The sequence below is a fragment of the Microbulbifer agarilyticus genome, from assembly GCF_020171345.1.
GTDB lineage: Bacteria > Pseudomonadota > Gammaproteobacteria > Pseudomonadales > Cellvibrionaceae > Microbulbifer > Microbulbifer agarilyticus_D.
In genome coordinates this window covers 305,125-322,743 of sequence record NZ_JAIUZM010000002.1, presented here as the reverse complement: position 1 = coordinate 322,743, position 17,619 = coordinate 305,125, and the positions used below count along the sequence as shown (strand labels likewise).

Genomic DNA, 17,619 nt, shown 5'->3' with positions numbered 1-17,619 from the left:
TGAACTTTGTTGGGGCAGCACCAAAATCATGGCGCTGCCCCAACATCGCTAAGCTTCCGCCATTTTTAATCCTGAAACCTCAGCATTTACAAGGAACCTACCGTAACCGGTTGACGACCCAAAATCGTGAGCAAAGTTATCAGCAGTCGCGCCCTCTTTCTGGTACACCACCTTGCCGTTTACTAGGGTCGCTTCAATCGCATCGTCATTGCGCTTAACAAGCCTATCCATACCAAACCCTTCCATTGGCGCCTCGTGGATCTGATCCACATCATCGTTCACACCTTCAGGGTTAAGGATCACCACGTCGGCGCGATCGCCTTCGCGGATATAGCCGGCGCTCAGGCCGAACCAGCTCCCCAGGTCGCCGGTCAGCTTGTGCACGGCCTCGGCATTGGTCATAAACGGTGCGCCAGCTTTCTGTGCATCAAATACATACTTCAGCATGCGCAACGGGAAGTTGTACATGGCGAGCGAACGGATATGCGCCCCGCTATCGCCAAAGCCAATATGGGTCGAGGGGCTCTTGATGAGCTTTTGCATAATGTGCGGTCGCGCATTGGAGTAATTGGTTTTCCAGCGCAACTGTTCTTTGTACTTGGTCGCCAAATCGAAGTAGGCATCGACCGGCTCCACCCCGTAAGTATCGGCAATCTCCTTGAAGTTCTTGCCCACCAGAGATTCGTCCGGGCAATGGGTGATCCAACCGTCGCTGAAGTCACGGTGCCAAAGACCCACAGTGAAAATCTCGGAAATGTGTTTTTTGAATTCCTTGCGGAATTCCGGCTCGTTGATCTTCTTGTACAGCTCCGACTCGTCTTTCATGTCCCGAAGCAGAGCGCCAGTCTCGAACTCCTCAAATGCATTCACATTCAAGCCTTCCAGATGCACGGTGAACGGCGCCGGTAGGGTCTGCCAGCGGTAGTTGCCGCGCAGCACTTTGTTAGCCAGCCAGCCGCTGGCGCGGGTGATGAGATGCAGGAACGGGTTGGACTTCAGGTCCAGCGCGGTCAGCATAGTGACCTTCATCGGCTTGCGGAACAAACCGTGCGCCTGCCACAGGAAGCCAAACACATTCACTTTCTTTACCGCATCCGGGGCGCCCTGCAGGATCGCACCGCGGCGGCGCAGGATCTTGAACAGGCGTTTGAACTCCCACCAGGTAGAAAAGGTTGACGGCAATGGCTGGCTCCAGGCGCGTTCACCATCCATCTTGTCGAGCTTGGTGGTCATCATGGACATGCCAACGCAGCCTGCATCCAGCGCCTCTTCCAGCATGCGCTCCATTGCCTGCATTTCTTCTTCGGTCGGCTTTACATCACTGGTGGCACGGTCGATCCCCATCGCCGCAACACGCATATCGCTGTGGCCAATAAAACTCAACACGTTAGGGCCCAGTGGATGCTGGTCATAGAACTCCCGGTAACCCCTTGCATCGGTCCACTGTTTCTTTTCAAACAGGATTGGCAGTACGGCCTCACGGGGCACCGCTTCAACGCGCGTAAACAGGTCGGAACAGTCTTCCGCAGCACTATTGACCATGGAGATAGAGCAGGAACCAATCGCGATGGAGGTCACGCCGTGACGCACGGATTCTTTCAGTGCGGGCGCCGCCACAACCTCAGCATCGTAGTGACTATGAATCTCGAGAAACCCCGGGGTTATCCACTTGCCCGCCGCATCAATAATCTTACCGGCAGCAGCTTCATCGAGCGGCTGTTCGCTGACTTTTGCGATTTTTCCATCTTTAATGGCAACGTGGGCCAGCTTTTCCTTAGCCTTGGAGCCATCAAAGTAAGTACCATTTTTGATAATGATGTCGTACATAGGTGCGGTACCGCCGGTTCTAGTTATCGTTATTGAGTCAGGTAGCGACTTGCGATCAGGATCACGCCCGTCACAAATAGCAGGGTATACACCCCGATTCTGAAGTGGTTTTCATTCAAGCGGTCGTGCAGATAGTTGCCCAACTTCACGGCAACCACTAACAATGGCAAATACCAGAGCACGTTAATCAGCAGCGGCTGCATACGTCCGTCCAATAGGAACGCAGTAAACAGCAAACAGTTCATGCTGAACCAGACGGTAACCATTGTCGCGCGAAAGCGAGCCTTATCGATTTTGGTTCCGGCCACCGCGTACACCAGCAATGGACCACCACTGGCAAACAGACCATGGGTGATACCCGCGAAATAGGTAATGAACCGTGTCAGCCAAGCAGGCTTGGCCCGGTCATTAAACTGGTGGTACAGACGGTACAGTTCCCGGCCAGAGAACCAGATAATTAGCACCCCCAGTGCCTGTTTGAGGAATTCTTCATCCAGATAGGGTTTCGCAAAATAACCGGTCAGGGTACCCAGCAGCATGCCCGGCAAAATTGTTTTTAACAGCAAAGGCAGGTCGATGTTATGGCGGTTCTTGAACGCCAGGGTGCCGGTCATGGGAATATTCAATGCGACCAGGATCGGCAGAATCATGTCGATCGGCAGGAACAGCAGCCCCAGCGACAGCGCCACCACGATACTGCCGAAACCGGTAATTGCCTCCAGCGTAAAGGCCAGCAAAATAATGAAGCCAAAAAGAATCCAAAGGATTTCCACTACTACAACTCCTGAAATCGCTTACGCTTTATTTTGAACCTGATGGGCCTGAACAGAGGCTTCTAACGGTCGGCGAGACCAATAGGTAGACAAGGTGATGCCACTGACCAAATGCCAGACTCCCCAGAAACCTGCGATCAGCAGCATGCCGGATGCATTGGGGAAAAAAGTGAAGATGATAACCAGCGCGAGCGCGCCGTTCTGAATACCCACTTCCAGCGATATCGCCCGACAGTCCGCCGGCGGCAGACCGGATAGCTTGGCCCCCCAATAGCCCAGGAACAAAGCCAGTGCATTGTGGGCAACGACCAGGAAGAAGAACAAATTGAAATGCTGCAAGAACTGATCGGTATTCTTGAAGAAAGCGATCGCAGCAAGCAGTAGCATAAGCCCCATGGCGAACAGGCGCAGGGGCTTCTCTACTTTTCGAGACAACCCAGGAAAACGCCCACCTACCAGCATCCCCAGCACCAGGGGCACACCGAGCACCATAATCACCACCAGCAACAAACCGATCGGGTCCATGGCAATTTCGGTGAGCAGAGGACGGGTGTATGGGTTCAACCAGGAATACAAGGCAAAGTTCAGCGGCGTTAGCACACTCGCGGCGACGCTGGATACGGCAGTCATACTCACGGACACCGCCACATTACCACGCGCCACCCAGGTCATGATATTGGAGAAGGTACCCCCGGGGCAGGAAGCCACGAGCATCATACCCATTGCCAGCATTGGATCGATCTTGAGCAACCAGGTCGCCACGCATGTGGCCGCTGGCAGTATCAGGAATTGCAGCACCAGCCCGATAATCGGCGCTTTGGGGTTTCTGGCGATGCGTTTGAAATCGTCGGGTTTGAGTTCCAGCGAGACACCAAACATCATGATGGCAATCATGACGTTGAGCGCAACGAGAGTCTCGGGATTAAAGTCGAGGGAGACTGGGTCCATACCACCGCCGCTATCGTTATTATTTAATCTCCCAGAGGAGCTGACCGCCCAGACGCATTGAGATTCAGTGACATCTCGGCATACCCGGCCAGGATCCTGACGGGTCTAAAGCATATTCCAACCGTCGAGCTTTATTGCAGGTCAAATAAGGACATGCAAATGTCCGTTAAAGACCAGACACGAGGTAATTGGCAGCCAACTCACAAGAGTTAGCAGCGCCAACACTAGGCAAGTCGAACCGAATTTGCAATGAACTTCCGCTCGAAATGTCCGCATTTAACAGGCGTGGGGATAGTCGGGGTTAACGCGACTAAAATTGTCATGCAGATCACACGAATCGGCTATTCCCTCCTCCCCGCCCGCTACCGGACAATGCCACCATTCTATGTGTCCACTTTTCTTCCCATTTCAATAAGCCAGAGCAGGTAACGCGTGTCTGTAATTGAGTCTTTCCGTCACCACGACCTGGATGCCCTGCGCGTCGGCCGCCTGAATATGGGCGTGAATTCCTCATTCGTGGTTTACAGACTCAACGGTACATTGATTGATTGTGGACCGAGCAACCAGTGGAAACACGTCAGGTCGTTTGTCCAGTCCGGGCCTATGCGCCAACTCCTATTAACCCACCACCACGAGGACCACAGCGGTAATGCCGGCGCTATCCAGAAGCTCACCGAAGTACAACCACTTGCACCGCCCGCAACTGTTGAAATCTTACGCCAGCAATTTTCGGTGCCCGGTATTCGGCGTTTCGTATGGGGTGAACCCTACTGGGCCGATGCCGCGCCCTTACCCGAAGAGCTGCACATCGGCACAGAACAACTGAAAGCGCTGTTTTCTCCAGGCCACTCGGTCGATATGACCTGCTACCTGCTGCCCGAGCGGGGCTGGCTATTCAGTGCGGATCTGTACATTGCCAATTATTTGAAGATGCTCCATAACGGCGAGCATTTACCCACCCTGCTATGCAGTATTCGAGACATCCTGGAGCAGGATTTCGATACCATTCTCTGCCCCCATCGTGGAGTCGTGGAACACGGGCATCTGCGCCTGCGGGAAAAATACGAATTCTTACTCAACCTCGCCAATAGCGCTCAGGATCTGCGCAGGCAAGGCTATTCCCCCAAGGAAATCACTCGCAATCTGCTAGGAAGAGAACCAATGCTGGCAATCATTACCGGTTTTGAATTCAGCAAGCAGCGTTTGATTCGTGCAAGCTTGAAAGTGAATTTGGGCGACCACTAACTAGTCATTTCGGTACCCGGGCGGCGCCGCACTCGCAAACTGAAATACCCGTCACAGTCGGTTAACACCTCACTTTCATCCCGCGCTGGCGTCTTCTCATGCTGGTGCACCAGCGCTCCACGGATTACACTTTTCCGGTCTGGGATCACACTTATTGTGACCAATCAGTCCCACGCAATCACTCGCCGGCGAGAGGGATATGACCAAGTCCAATCACAACGCCAGTCCCGGGTCCATCAGCGAAGAATTGGGCGTACTCACCAGTGAGGCGCGCAATCCGAGCACGCAGGATATCGACCTGCTGCCTACCCTGGGGATCTTGGAAAAAATCAACGACGCGGACAGCGCTGTCCCCGCTGCAGTACGTGCGGTACTGCCGGAAATTGCTCAAGCGGTCGACAAAGCCGTGGAGGCGTTTAAGACTGGCGGGCGCCTGGTTTACATGGGTGCCGGCACCAGTGGCCGCATCGGCCTTCTCGATGCGGTAGAGTGCCCTCCGACATATGGCGTGCCCGAGGGCATGGTGGTACCGCTGATTGCCGGCGGAGAGGACGCGGTGCACCGCGCACAGGAAGGCGCTGAAGACGACCCTCAATTAGCCGTAGAGGACCTTAAAAACATTCAGCTCACCAGTAAAGATATGGTGGTGGGGATTGCCGCGAGCGGACGCACCCCATATGTCACCGGCGGACTGCGCTATGCACGTGATCTTGGTTGCACGACCGTGGCACTGGCCTGCAACAAATCCGCCGCAATTGCCAAAGAAGCGGATATCGCCATCCTCCCGGAGGTGGGACCAGAAGTGCTCACCGGCTCTACCAGAATGAAAGCCGGAACCGCACAAAAACTGGTACTCAATATGCTGACAACCGCCAGTATGATTCGTATCGGCAAGAGCTTTTATAATTTAATGGTCGATGTTAAGGCCACCAACCTCAAGCTGGTCGATCGCACACGACGAATTGTGGTAGAGGCTACCGGAGTGGGTTATGAGGAGGCCGGCCGCGTACTGGACCGCTGCGATCACAATGCCAAACTAGCGATTATGATGATACTGAGTGGGCTGGAACAAGAAGAGGCACAAGCAGCGCTGGGCAATGCGGACGGTTTTTTGCGCCTTGCATTGCAAAATATCGGTAAAGGCTGAATCCTTAATTTACCGAGCACTTTAGGCAAAAAAATACCCAGACAATGCGCTGTCCGGGTATTTTTTGAGGGGAATGCCCAACTTACCCCCTAGCACTCTACGAAGATCACTCTTCGCTGTGATCGATCTCGTCGGCCACTTCTTCAACGGCTTCCGCCGCTTCCTCAGCGACTTCTGCCATGGCCTCAGGCACATCGGCAAACACGTCTTCTTCCGCTGACGCGATGATTTCGCCCGTCACCTGCTCAGTCTCCTCGACCACTTCTTCCGCTTCTGCTACGGCGGCCTCAACCTCTTCAACGATCTGCGCTTCCTCGGCAACAGCCTCAGCCTGAGGCGCGGCAGTATCCAGGTTGGTGTAATAGAAATAACCACCGATGGCGGCAATGGCAATTGCGGGAATCAACAGCTTCTTCATAGTCGGCTACCCCTGTGTGTTGTTTACAATGATGCTTTATGATTTTTTTACATTCACGCACGACTATTCTTCCACGGTGTGCCCAAAGGAAGTGTGACAGGCAACTCAAAATACATGGAGGAACGCACAGTAGTGATACAATGCGCCACAGACTTAACGCACGGAACTGACTTTATGCGCAAATCCACCAAGACACACCCCCTCTCTATCAAGCTTTGGCTAGCGACCCCACTGCTGGCGACCAGCTTGCTGAGCCTTCCCGCAGTGGCCACTACGGTTCAGGAGGAGTTAAAGCGCTGTACCGAATTCAGTGACGACACGAAACGACTGGCCTGTTACGACAAGCTTGCGAACAATTTACAGGTACACGTCGAGCAGCGTTTCGGACAGGAAGAAAAAAGGGCAATTGAAGAAGCCCCGGAATCAATTACGGCGACGATCGAGATTGCTCAGAAAGGTGCCTACGACAAATACACCTTTACGCTGGATAATGGTCAGGTTTGGCGTCAGACCGACAGCGGGCGCACCATTTGGCGCGGCGGTGAACGGGTTACACTGGAGCGCGGTGCACTCGGCTCTTTCTTTATGCGGAAAACCGAAGGGGGCCGCGCCCTCCGGGTAAAACGGATTAAGTAATCCGGTCATTACCGGTCAGTCCGCGCCGCAAGGTGCGGATAGACAAAAACTGTCTAACTCAACGTCTCCAAATAACCTAACTTACGAGATCGGAACTTCGTCCAAAATACGTGACTTTGCTGCGACAAAAGTTAAACAGCAGCCTAAGTGCTGACCCAAGCTTCACAACTCACCTAAACGTACTTACCGGTCGCGTATTCTCGGCATTTTTTCCCACGGAATTCTTCCCTTCACCTATAGTCAAATGGTCCGCATGGCAATTTTTGCGCCATGCCGCGATCCTGCGAAAGGATGACGCCGGTAATCTAACGGCAGCAGCGTGGTCCACAAGGTAAAACTGCGCTGCCACAGCATAAGGTTCAGACTTTTGTCCCGAGTAAATATCGAAACAAGGGATGACCAGTGGCTGAAGGAAAATAGCAACAACGTAACCGGGAGCAACTTCCACCAAGAAGACCCGGACCAATCCATGCAACCCCGCGGGGAAGCCATCGAGGAAGACACAAGCACCGAGGACTCCCTCGGCGACAATGTCGGCACGCCGATGCAGAGCTACCTCAAACATCTGTATCGGCTAGACCTCCTGACACCGGAGGATGAACACACCACTACCTGCCTTTTACGGGACCTGGAAGAAAAAATCATCGCGCTGCTGCAGAAGCGCGGTGTCATGCTAGTGGACTTGCGCAGCGAAGGTGTCGAGCAACGCGGCAGCACCGGTGCCTACGATCACGGGCTGATCATCGCGAAAGCGGATGCGCTACTCAAGAAAGGCAAAATTTCTCAGCGCGACCGCAGTGCGCTGCAAAATTTGATGAAGAAATTCAAGGCGCAACGCAAAAAGCTAATCCAATGCAATTTGCGACTTGTCATCGCCATCGCGAAGCGTTTCCGCAATCCTTCGGTGCCCTTTATCGATCTGATTCAAGAAGGCAATGTGGGCTTGATGAAAGCCATTGAACGTTTCAAGCCGCAGATGGGATACCGTTTTTCCACCTATGCGTACTGGTGGATTCAACAGGAAATCCAACTGACCTTGCGGCGTAATGACGACATGGTGCGCCAACCTGCGAACGTTCAAGATGACCTGCGCAATATCTATCGTGCAATCAATCAGGTTCGTTCGGAGGGCCTCTCGGCCTCCGACGAAAACATCGCCAAGCAAACGGGGCTCGATATTGAACGGGTGCAGAGCCTGTTGAAATTGCCCGGACCGACAAGCTCACTGGACGACCCTATTTCTGACGACCAGAGCAGCACTCGCTTGGACTACGCACCAGCCGGTGAAATGTTCAATACCGACGAACTGGTGTCCAACCAGGAACTGGCACAGCGACTGCGAGACGCCGTTAACAAGTTGCCGCCAAGACAACGCACGGTGCTCAGCCTACGCTATGGCTTGATATCAGACCGTGACTGCTCTTTCCGCGTTATCGGAGAACAGTTGGGCCTCAGTCAGGAGCGCGCAAGACAGCTACACTCCGACGCTTTGCGGCAACTGAAGCGCCAGTGGCGCTAAGGCAAATAGGAAACTGACCCGTGTATCCGCGCCCCGAAGCTCGGGGCGTGGACCTTGTCTTCGCAGAGAATCCGGCTAACCTTGTAATACTGCCTCTAACAGCAATAAACGGCGATTGCATGATGCCCTTCTCTCCTCGTCATTCTGACTGTCATAACGCTTGTCTACTCACTGCAAACCCCCAGCCAGTACGCCCTCTTGTGGCAACTTTACAATATGCAATGGCCTTGTTCTGGGCCGCGATCCTGATGTTGGCCTCTGGCAACGCCGACGCCGGCTTAACCGGGACGGACGGAGATCAGGAGTGGATATTTAGCGGCGGCAAGGGAATCAGCAGTGCTCTGATCCAACAACGCTCCAACGCCGGCGCCGATATGCTGGGAGCGAACTGGTCCTACCAGTTTTATGACTACCCCAGCAGCCACAGACTCCAGTGGTGGGCCCAGGTCAGCTATAGCCACATGCGGATCCATCATCGTGGTGAAAGACAGAAACAACAGATTTGGGAGCTCAAACCAGTTCTGCGGTGGTATCCGCAGCGGGAAGCCAAAGGCTTATTTGGTGAAGTCGGTGTCGGCGCAGCGTATTTAACCGAGCGCAGTTTTGGCAATATTGACTTGTCCACCAACCTGAATTTTTCATTGCACTTTGGCTCGGGTTATACACTGGATAATGGGCACACCTTGTCCGTCCGCTATAGTCACTTTTCCAATGGCTATACCAATACCCCCAATCCGGGCTTTGATTTCGCATCCCTGAACTGGCACGCTAAATTTTAACGATACTAGGACCGCGGCCAGCCATCAGGGTACTCGAAAACAAGGTAAGGCAGGCACCGGAAAGCGAGCCGTCACAATTAGATAAAAATACGCCCTTCTCATCACGCAAACTACCGTCCATGAGCCAGTAACCTGACCAGGCTGCCGGGAAAAATCAGTCTAGGGAATCTCATTCACCTGCCGGAACCAATCCACTGCACGGGCACCGGTTTCTTCAAGACTGAACCCGCTGAAGTTGATCGCCTCTGGCTCATGTAGAATCGTCAAACAGGTTGCGACCAGGTTTTCGTTCAAATCGCGACGCTCAGCAACGTCTTCGCCGCCCACTGCTACGCCCGGAAACAGACCTTGCGGGAAGCACGCTTGCAACACCTCCGCCCCAGGCCCACCGAGCGTAACCGCGGGGCATTCCATTGCGAGTGCTTCAGAAACCACACGGCCATCGGCACACAACGGATCCGCCAGCTCAAAGGTAATACGTGCGCTGGCATAAAGTTCGCGCATGTCCCTCCGCGACCCCAGAAATACGACATGTTCGGCAAGCCCCATGGACTCCGCTCGCCGTTCGAGTTCACGGGCAAATTTTTCCTGCCCTGGTGCAACCTCACCCACCACAAGACCAAACAGGTCTTCACGTTTCTGCTTCAGCTGAGCGAGTAGCTCCAGAAATTTATCCTGCCCTCTTCCCGGGCCAATTTCTCCAGGCAACAGCAGCCAGCTTCTTCCTTCGAGCTGAGGATAACTATTAAGCAGGCGCTGCTGCCAATGTCCCGACACAGGTGCGCGCCGATCCAATTCGCGTACGTTTACTCCGCGATAAAGGTGGCGCACAGTAAATGGCTTGAGCGAATCTTCAGGGTCGGCAAGTGGTATCTCGAAACGCTTTGACAAACGTCGGGCGAGATCCTGTGAGGCAGTAAAAACCAGCTCTCCACGGGCAACGGCACCCTTCATCCAGCCCCCCCCAAAGACACCCCCTTGTGGCCATCGATGAAGAAAAGTAATCAGACGCGGGCGCGCAGCCTCTGGAAGTGCCTGCCAAATCTTCCACCCATGCCAACTACACAGGCTATCCCGGCACAACAACACATCCGCCTGTAAGGACTCCAGTTGCTTCCGCACCTTGCGGTGCAGCCGACTATTAATCAAACCCTTGCGGTGAACAGGCAGCTCGAAATGCTGGCAATTATGTAAAGTCAGGCGAGACACCAGGGAACCCCCGGAGGAAATCACCGAAGATTCATGACCTTGCCGGGCCATTTCTTGGGCAAATTCAAGGACTTCTTGCGCTAACTTGCCGCCTTCCATCGACGGTACCACCTGAACAATTCGCATGTTGCTCCATTCCCGCACATCGTTCTTTACTTGTGGCTTATTGTACCGCTGAATTATGCGCCATAACGCACAAATTTCATTTTCCCGGCGCGGTTCACAAAACGCACGCCAACTCATCGTGCATAACGGTACAATATCATTAACACAAATCACGAAGCTGGCTGGTTAAACACAAACCAAAAAGTAAACTGGCAAACAGATAAGCAAATGGAAATCGCTTATGAATAATCACTCTCCCACTATCGGCACTCGACTTTACGCCCAACGAGTGAGTTTGGCGCTTTGGCGAAAAACCATTTGGGTCCTGTCAGCCCTATTCTTGCTGCAGACGTATACCACTCAGGCAGCCAGTGATCGTGGGCTGCTACTGGAGGCCCAGAAGGATGGGCAAACCGTCTATCTGTTGGGCTCCATCCATTTGGCCGACAAGAGTTTTTATCCGTTGCGGGATGCAATTGAACGCGCCTACAAAAGCAGCAACGCCCTGGTTGTCGAAGCGGATATCCTTGCGATGGAATCCAATGCCGCCCTGCAAATGCAAGTTATGCAAGAGTCGGTCTACCCCCCTGGCGAACAGCTTAAAGACAATGTATCGCCAGAAGTCTATGGCCAGCTTCTGGACTGGTTAAATCAACGACAAATCCCTGAGGCCAGTTTCAGCCGACTGCGCCCGGCCATTGCCATGATTACCCTGAGCCTGATTGAAATGCAGGCACGAGGACTCGACCCCAAAGCAGGTATCGATCGACACTTTTTGAGCCAGGCACACCGCAACAATACTGAAATCCTGGAGCTGGAGAGTGTGCTGGGACAGATTCAAATGCTAAACAGCCTGGACAACCCCGAGCTCTATTTACAGCAAACCCTTGAACAACTCTCGGACATGGACGCTTTTGTACCGCGGATAACCAGTGCATGGAAGAGTGGCGATCAGGAGAAGATCTACGACCTGGTAATCCGAGAGGGACTGGATGAGCACCCGGAGTACGCCCCCTTATACGAGCTGTTGTTTTACAAACGTAACCGGGATATGGCAAAAAAAATACAGGATTTGAGCAGCCAGCATAACACCCTGTTTGTGGTGGTAGGTGCGGGGCATCTGGTGGGAGAAAAATCCATCGCCGAATTACTGGAAAAAGACGGCTTCACGGTAAAACAAATTTAACCTCCTTTTATACCTCTGGCGCACCGCAGCTTTCCTGGCCGACTAAACTGCATCCAATTGGTTGCAAAGGAATGGCGCGGTGCCCAATTTCCCCACTCTCTACCCTACCAATCGTATCTCAAAGGTCGCACCCTGCCTCCTAGTCGCGGGAGCATTGCTATCTGGTACAACCGCGAGCCTGGCGGACGAAGCAGAAACCAAAGGTGGGCTGAAAATCACGTCTGACGACGGTAATTTTTCCGCATCCCTCGGCGGGCGCATCCATTTTGATACCTATCTGTTTGATACCGACATCGAAAACCCTGTCAGCACTACAGATTTTCGCCGGGCGCGGATTACCCTGAAAGGCAATATCTACGACTGGAAATACGTGCTCGAACAGGATTTTGCCGGCGGCTCCACGGGGCGGGGATTTCGCGACGTTTTTATCGCGCATAAGTTTCTCAATGGTGAAGTGCGCATTGGACAATTCAAACCTTTCCGCTCCATGGCGGAAATGACCAGCTCCAACGAAATTACCATGCTCGAGCGCCCTTTCTCGAGCGCCACTGGGCTATACGAGGGCTTCCAGTTCCAGCAGGGAATCGGCTGGACGGGAGTACTGGACTGTTTCACCCTCGGGTTGATGGCATTTAACTTGCGAGACGCTGGTACTGCACGCAACGAAGGGGTTGGCGCCGCCGGCCGTCTCGCCTGGCACCCCATCAAAACGGATTACGCAACGCTCCACCTCGGCACCGCGCTGAATTTTGAAAACCCGAATTTGGACTCCAAAGATATTACCGCCGAAGCCGATTATGCCGGGCGCCGCGGCCCATCACAGCTGATTGCCCTCAGTCCGGGCGATCTGGGGGATGACGCTTCAACCGTGTCGCTGGAGCTGGCAGGCAGCTACGGTCCGCTGTATTTTCAGTCAGAGTTTGTGGTTGGCGACTTCGAAGCCGACTACTACCTGTCTGAGCTCGATTTCGAAGATGAGTTCGGCGCACCTCCCCCATTCTTCTGTGATCCGGACTTGGGGTGCTATATCGATGATCAGCATGTTCGTACCTGGTACATTCAGGGCAGCTGGATGATCAGCGGCGAGCACAAAACCTACAACGAAAAGCGCGGCGCCTTTAATTCCGCCAAACCATCAGGCAATGGCCTCTGGGGCGGCGCCTGGGAACTCACTGCCCGTTACGACATCATGCAAAACCGGGACATCTACAAACTGGAAGCCAACAGTGCTCAGATCGGCCTAAATTATTACGCCAATCGCAACGTGCGTGTGATGTTGAACCTGATTTTCGGTGACGATGAGTTTACTGGTGACAACACCAATCAACTGGGCCTCCGGGTGCAGATGGCCTGGTAAGATACCCCCATTTCCCGCAAACAAAAAAGCGAGCCAATTGGCTCGCTTTTTTGTCACACACAACCTCGTTAACCGACCTGCTGCGCCTTGGCGGGATCAAACACCTCCACCGGTGAACCGCCCGGCACACTCGCCTGCGGATCATAGAAGCGCTGCAACGCAATGTTGCGGGCTTCGTGGGCGAGCTTTACATTCTCCTCTTTGATCAGCCCGTAACCGCGAATCTGATCGGGATAGCACAGCAGTTCGAGCGCCGCGGCGTGGTTATCGGCACTCAGGCGCCCTACCACTTCATCGACGATCTTTTCGTACTCAGTAATTAAGCCACGCTCCATCTTGCGCTCTTCCGTGTAACCGAAGATATCGAGCACACTACCTCGCAGGAAACGGAGCTTGGCCAGGACCGAAAATGCCTTGTGCATCCAGCCGCCAAATTTCATTTTGCGCGGACGTCCCAGGTTCTTGTCAAAGCGACTGAGTAGCGGCGGCGCCAAATTAAATTCGAGCTCGAAATCGCCGGCAAAGTTTTCCTGCAGAGACTGCGTAAAACGACCATCGCTGTACAGGCGCGCCACTTCATACTCGTCTTTGTAGGCCAGCAGCTTGGCGTAGTTGCGAGCAACCACCTCAGCCAGGGCTTCACTGCCCGGCACCTTGAGAATTTCCGCGGCTTTTACTTTGTCCACCAGATCGCGATAACGACGCGCCAGGGCCGCCCCCTGATAGCCCGTAAGGTGTTCCATACGGTGCGCGACAATTTCCTCCAACCCCTGGGGCAAGACTTTCTCTTCCTGCTGGAACAACAGGGCATCCAATGCATCGCGATCTGCTGCCGCCAATCGGCCAGCCGCCAACCCCTGCAAGTTGCCTTCAACCGCAACCCCATTAAGTCGGATGGTCTCCTCAATCGCGGCCAGCCCCAGCGGAATCAGACCTTTTTGCCAGGCAAAACCGAGCATGAAAATATTTGCCGCGAGGGTATCGCCAAGAGCCGCCTTGGTGAGATTATGCCCCTCAACCACGTTCAGCTCTTTTACCGCATCTTTGATGGTATCCAGTACCGCTTGCGGAGAATGGATATCTTCACGTCCCAGAACCGAAGCAGCGGTTGGGCTCAGGTGCGTGTTCACCACCGCGCGGCTGAACGTCTCGTCCAGCTTCGCCAGGCTTGCAGACAGGTTACCCGCCGCAATCAGGTCACACGCCATCAGCGCGTCCGCCCGGCCATCAGAAATCCGTACAGCCTTGAGCGACTCGGGACGATTAGCAAAGCGCACGTGGGAATATACCGCCCCGCCTTTCTGCGCCAGTCCGGTTTGATCCAGCGTACTGCACGCCTTGCCTTCAATATGCGCCGCCATCGCCAGCAAAGCGCCAATGGTCACAACACCGGTACCGCCAACACCGGTAACCAGCAGGTTATAGGGTTCGTCCAGGTCAGGCAGTTCTGGCGCTGGCAGTTTTTCTGCCGCGTCAAACAGGGCATCGCCCACGCCGGCGCGCTTGTTCAACTTGCCACCTTTCACGGTGACAAATGACGGACAGAAGCCATTTACACAGGACATATCCTGGTTACAGGATGTCTGGTTGATACGGCGCTTGTCGCCCAGGGGCGTAGAGACTTTTTCTACCGCAATACAGCTCGACTGAGTGACGCAGTCACCACAGCCTTCACACACCAACTCGTTGATAAACGGGCGCCCTTCGGCCTTGGGTAACAGGCCGCGCTTGCGCTTGCGGCGCAGCTCGGTGGCACAGGTCTGGTCGTAAATGATCACGGTACAGCCGGGCTCTTCGCGCAGCTCGTTCATTACCGCCGGCATATGGTCGCGGTGGCGAATTTCCACTTCCGCAGGGAAACTCAGCGCGCCTTTGTACTTGTCGGTGTCATCCATCACCAGCACAACGCGCTTGACCCCTTCCGCCAACACCTGACGGCAGATCATATCCGGGTGTAGTTCCCCATCGTGAGGCTGACCACCGGTCATGGCCACGGCGTCGTTAAACAGAATCTTGTAGGTAATATTGACCTTGGCCGCGACCGAAGCGCGGATCGCGAGAATACCGGAGTGGAAGTAGGTTCCGTCACCGAGATTCACAAACACATGTGGCTCACTGGTAAAGGCCGCCTGCCCGATCCAGTTCACCCCCTCAGCGCCCATTTGGGTAAAGGTGAAGGTCTCACGATCCAGCCACTGGGCCATGTAGTGACAACCAATACCCGCAAGTGCCCGGCTGCCTTCCGGCACACGAGTCGAGCGGTTGTGCGGGCAGCCGGCACAGAACATCGGCAGGCGGGCCACACTGGAGCCGGCCTGTGCGGAAATACGCTCGGCAAGTGCATCCAAGCGCATAAGGCGATGCTTGGCGCGCTCGTTGAGATTGTCTTCACCCAGCAGATACCCAAGCACTTGTGCCACAACCGCCGGTGACAGCTCACCGTACATTGGCAGCAGCGGCTTATCGTGCTCGTCGACCTTGCCGAGAATACGCGGGAAGTGCGGATCACGCAGGTGCACGTTGTACAGCTCTTCTTTCAGCTGCACTTCCATCAGGCTGCGCTTTTCTTCCAAAACCAGAAGCGAATCGAGGCCGCGGGCAAATTCCTGGATGCCGGGAACATCCAGTGGATAGGTCATACCGACCTTGAGGATACGAATACCCAGCGCGCGGGCACGGGCCTCATCGATGCCCATGTCTTCAAACGCCTGCATCAAATCCAGGTGCGCTTTACCGGCAGTCACAATGCCCAGAGTCGCGTCTGGGTTATCCAGCACCAGTTTGTTGAGCTGGTTAGCACGGGCAAATGCCAGTGCTGCAGGACGTTTGTAGCGCCACAGGCGCTCTTCCTGCTCCAGCGGGTTGTCCTGCTTGCGGATGTTCAGACCGCCTGGCGGGCGCTCGATTTCCGGATATTCGAAGGATACCCCCGCCGGGTCTACCTCGACGGTAGAGGCACTGTCCATGTTCTCGGCCAGGGTAATCATGGCCACCCAACAGCCACTGAAGCGCGACAACTCCAGTCCGTACAGGCCGTAGTCCAACACTTCCTGCACGGTAGAGGGGTTCAGCACCGGGATATGCATGTCGACAAAGGCGAACTCGGACTGCCCGGGATAAGACGATGACTTACAGCCGTGGTCGTCACCTGCAATGATCAGCGCCCCACCTTTCGGCGAGGAACCCGCCGCATTGGCGTGACGGAATGCATCGCAGGAGCGGTCAACCCCGGGAGTTTTTCCGTACCAGATACCGCAGACGCCATCGACCTCGGCGCCTTCAAACAGGCCAACCTGCTGGGAGCCCCAGACGGAGGTGGCCGCCAGCTCTTCGTTTACACCGGGGGTAAAGCGAATGTTGTACTCATCCAGCATTTTCTTGGCGCGCGCAAGTTGCTGGTCGTAACCGCCGAGAGGTGATCCGCGGTAGCCAGAAATAAACGTGGCAGTGTTGAGCCCGCGCGCGGAGTCGACCCGCATCTGGTCGATGGGCAGGCGCACCAGCGCCTGGATACCGGACAACAGAACCCGCCCCTTCAGGGTGGTGTACCGATCGTCGAGAGACACCGAAGATTCAGCAACCTTGTGATCGGTGATCGCCTGATCCTGAACCGTTTCCGCCTGAGATCCTGTTTTCGATCCAGACTCCACTTTCTGTTCGCTCATACGCCTACTTCTTCCCGCTGATCTGTGAAGCGCCGCCATGTCCGCGGGCTTCCGGTAATTATTGTGATTCGGGGCGCTCGTCGCCGGTTTTGGCGCCAATTCATACGGGTTGTTGTCAAACAACCAGCGCTAACGACGGCTTGGTCAGGTCATACTAGTGCTTAAAGCACATGGAAACATTGCTTTATTTACGGGTTTACACGTAAAATTATGACAGCCATCTCGGCCAATAGATAAAATGTAGGACAGGAGTTTATATGAAGCGCTCAACCGACCTGGATGATTTCGACCGCAAGATCCTGCGGGCGCTACAGGAGAACGCCGATTATTCCATGGCTGAGCTGGGAGACAAAGTGGGTCTTTCCCATACTCCGTGCTGGCGTCGCATCAAGCGCCTGGAAGCCGAAGGTATCATCCGTGGGCGCGTCACCCTCCTGGATCCGCGTAAACTTGACCTAGGGGTCACAGTATACTGCTATGTCACCATACACAACCATGATGAAGATTCGTTAAACAATTTCGAATCGGCGGTGCAGGATGTCCAGGAAGTTGTGGAATGTTACTCCACCAGTGGCGATAAAGACTATGTGCTGCGCGTAGTGGTAGATAGTGTTGAGCATTACGAGCAGCTGCTCAAACGTTCGCTAGTGCACCTGCCGAACGTGGCTTCGGTGAACTCGACCTTCGCACTCAAGCAGGTCAAATACACCACTCAGTTGCCGCTGTAATCAGGCCACAGTCCGTGCCGGACCGGGACGCGCGTTCCCGGTCCAGGTAAACCTGGCTGCCATTTCACGAGAACCGC

At 54.5% G+C, this 17,619-nt stretch carries 14 protein-coding genes; 8 read left to right on the top strand and 6 right to left on the bottom strand.

The genetic code is table 11. The features are described from left to right. Positions 1 to 48: 48 nt before the first annotated feature. From LCM31_RS08620 to LCM31_RS08610, 3 genes are read right to left on the bottom strand one after another with little or no spacing between them, the layout of a single operon-like run. The gene (locus LCM31_RS08620) at positions 49 to 1,827 is read right to left on the bottom strand and encodes an N-acyl-D-amino-acid deacylase family protein (protein WP_224869182.1); all 1,779 of its coding nucleotides are present in this window, start codon (positions 1,825 to 1,827) and stop codon (positions 49 to 51) included. Between the two features lie 29 nt (positions 1,828 to 1,856). Further along, positions 1,857 to 2,600, bottom strand: coding sequence for a sulfite exporter TauE/SafE family protein (locus LCM31_RS08615; protein ID WP_224869180.1), 744 nt, complete (start codon positions 2,598 to 2,600; stop codon positions 1,857 to 1,859). 21 nt (positions 2,601 to 2,621) lie between these two features. Then, entirely contained in the window at positions 2,622 to 3,548 is a 927-nt protein-coding gene (locus LCM31_RS08610) for a bile acid:sodium symporter family protein (RefSeq protein WP_224869179.1), read from the bottom strand. A gap of 432 nt (positions 3,549 to 3,980) precedes the next feature. Between LCM31_RS08610 and LCM31_RS08605 the strand changes: the two genes are divergently transcribed. After that, the gene (locus LCM31_RS08605; RefSeq protein ID WP_224869177.1) at positions 3,981 to 4,793 is read left to right on the top strand and encodes an MBL fold metallo-hydrolase; all 813 of its coding nucleotides are present in this window, start codon (positions 3,981 to 3,983) and stop codon (positions 4,791 to 4,793) included. Positions 4,794 to 4,992: 199 nt separating this feature from the next. After that, positions 4,993 to 5,940 (top strand): N-acetylmuramic acid 6-phosphate etherase, encoded by a 948-nt coding sequence (murQ, locus tag LCM31_RS08600; RefSeq protein ID WP_224869175.1) that lies wholly within the window; start codon positions 4,993 to 4,995, stop codon positions 5,938 to 5,940. Positions 5,941 to 6,046: 106 nt separating this feature from the next. On the opposite strand, the gene LCM31_RS08595 is transcribed toward murQ, so the two are convergent. Next, positions 6,047 to 6,358 (bottom strand): hypothetical protein, encoded by a 312-nt coding sequence (locus LCM31_RS08595; protein WP_224869173.1) that lies wholly within the window; start codon positions 6,356 to 6,358, stop codon positions 6,047 to 6,049. Positions 6,359 to 6,532: 174 nt separating this feature from the next. Here LCM31_RS08595 and LCM31_RS08590 point away from each other — a divergent pair, with 174 nt between their 5' ends. From LCM31_RS08590 to LCM31_RS08580, 3 genes are all read left to right on the top strand, one after another. Further along, complete coding sequence (locus LCM31_RS08590; RefSeq protein ID WP_224869171.1) at positions 6,533 to 6,994, top strand: hypothetical protein; 462 nt, start codon at positions 6,533 to 6,535, stop codon at positions 6,992 to 6,994. A gap of 367 nt (positions 6,995 to 7,361) precedes the next feature. After that, positions 7,362 to 8,513 carry a sigma-70 family RNA polymerase sigma factor gene (locus tag LCM31_RS08585; RefSeq protein ID WP_224869169.1) on the top strand — a complete coding sequence of 384 codons (1,152 nt, stop codon included), beginning with the start codon at positions 7,362 to 7,364 and terminating at the stop codon, positions 8,511 to 8,513. Positions 8,514 to 8,734: 221 nt separating this feature from the next. Then, entirely contained in the window at positions 8,735 to 9,292 is a 558-nt protein-coding gene (locus LCM31_RS08580; RefSeq protein ID WP_224869167.1) for an acyloxyacyl hydrolase, read from the top strand. Positions 9,293 to 9,451: 159 nt separating this feature from the next. Here the strand turns inward: LCM31_RS08580 and LCM31_RS08575 are convergent, their stop codons facing one another. After that, a complete protein-coding gene (locus LCM31_RS08575) occupies positions 9,452 to 10,627 on the bottom strand; it encodes a glycosyltransferase (protein ID WP_224869165.1) in 1,176 nt (391 codons plus the stop codon). Between the two features lie 220 nt (positions 10,628 to 10,847). On the opposite strand from LCM31_RS08575, the gene LCM31_RS08570 reads away from it, so the two are divergent. Together LCM31_RS08570 and LCM31_RS08565 are read left to right on the top strand one after the other, a co-directional pair. Beyond that, positions 10,848 to 11,792 carry a TraB/GumN family protein gene (locus LCM31_RS08570; RefSeq protein ID WP_224869164.1) on the top strand — a complete coding sequence of 315 codons (945 nt, stop codon included), beginning with the start codon at positions 10,848 to 10,850 and terminating at the stop codon, positions 11,790 to 11,792. A 79-nt stretch (positions 11,793 to 11,871) separates the two neighbouring features. Continuing rightward, positions 11,872 to 13,149, top strand: a complete 1,278-nt coding sequence (locus tag LCM31_RS08565; protein ID WP_224869162.1) for an OprO/OprP family phosphate-selective porin — start codon at positions 11,872 to 11,874, stop codon at positions 13,147 to 13,149. 68 nt (positions 13,150 to 13,217) lie between these two features. On the opposite strand, the gene LCM31_RS08560 is transcribed toward LCM31_RS08565, so the two are convergent. Beyond that, entirely contained in the window at positions 13,218 to 16,814 is a 3,597-nt protein-coding gene (locus tag LCM31_RS08560) for an indolepyruvate ferredoxin oxidoreductase family protein (protein ID WP_224869160.1), read from the bottom strand. Between the two features lie 257 nt (positions 16,815 to 17,071). Between LCM31_RS08560 and LCM31_RS08555 the strand changes: the two genes are divergently transcribed. Continuing rightward, positions 17,072 to 17,542 carry an Lrp/AsnC family transcriptional regulator gene (locus tag LCM31_RS08555; RefSeq protein WP_010131435.1) on the top strand — a complete coding sequence of 157 codons (471 nt, stop codon included), beginning with the start codon at positions 17,072 to 17,074 and terminating at the stop codon, positions 17,540 to 17,542. Positions 17,543 to 17,619: the final 77 nt, after the last annotated feature.

Coding starts and splice junctions, on each gene's coding strand:
- LCM31_RS08590 (WP_224869171.1), top strand. CDS start 6,533: ATGCGCAAATCCACCAAGACACACCCCCTCTCTATCAAGCTTTGGCTA.
- LCM31_RS08610 (WP_224869179.1), bottom strand. CDS start 3,548: ATGGACCCAGTCTCCCTCGACTTTAATCCCGAGACTCTCGTTGCGCTC.
- LCM31_RS08620 (WP_224869182.1), bottom strand. CDS start 1,827: ATGTACGACATCATTATCAAAAATGGTACTTACTTTGATGGCTCCAAG.
- LCM31_RS08575 (WP_224869165.1), bottom strand. CDS start 10,627: ATGCGAATTGTTCAGGTGGTACCGTCGATGGAAGGCGGCAAGTTAGCG.
- LCM31_RS08595 (WP_224869173.1), bottom strand. CDS start 6,358: ATGAAGAAGCTGTTGATTCCCGCAATTGCCATTGCCGCCATCGGTGGT.
- murQ (WP_224869175.1), top strand. CDS start 4,993: ATGACCAAGTCCAATCACAACGCCAGTCCCGGGTCCATCAGCGAAGAA.
- LCM31_RS08580 (WP_224869167.1), top strand. CDS start 8,735: ATGGCCTTGTTCTGGGCCGCGATCCTGATGTTGGCCTCTGGCAACGCC.
- LCM31_RS08560 (WP_224869160.1), bottom strand. CDS start 16,814: ATGAGCGAACAGAAAGTGGAGTCTGGATCGAAAACAGGATCTCAGGCG.
- LCM31_RS08570 (WP_224869164.1), top strand. CDS start 10,848: ATGAATAATCACTCTCCCACTATCGGCACTCGACTTTACGCCCAACGA.
- LCM31_RS08555 (WP_010131435.1), top strand. CDS start 17,072: ATGAAGCGCTCAACCGACCTGGATGATTTCGACCGCAAGATCCTGCGG.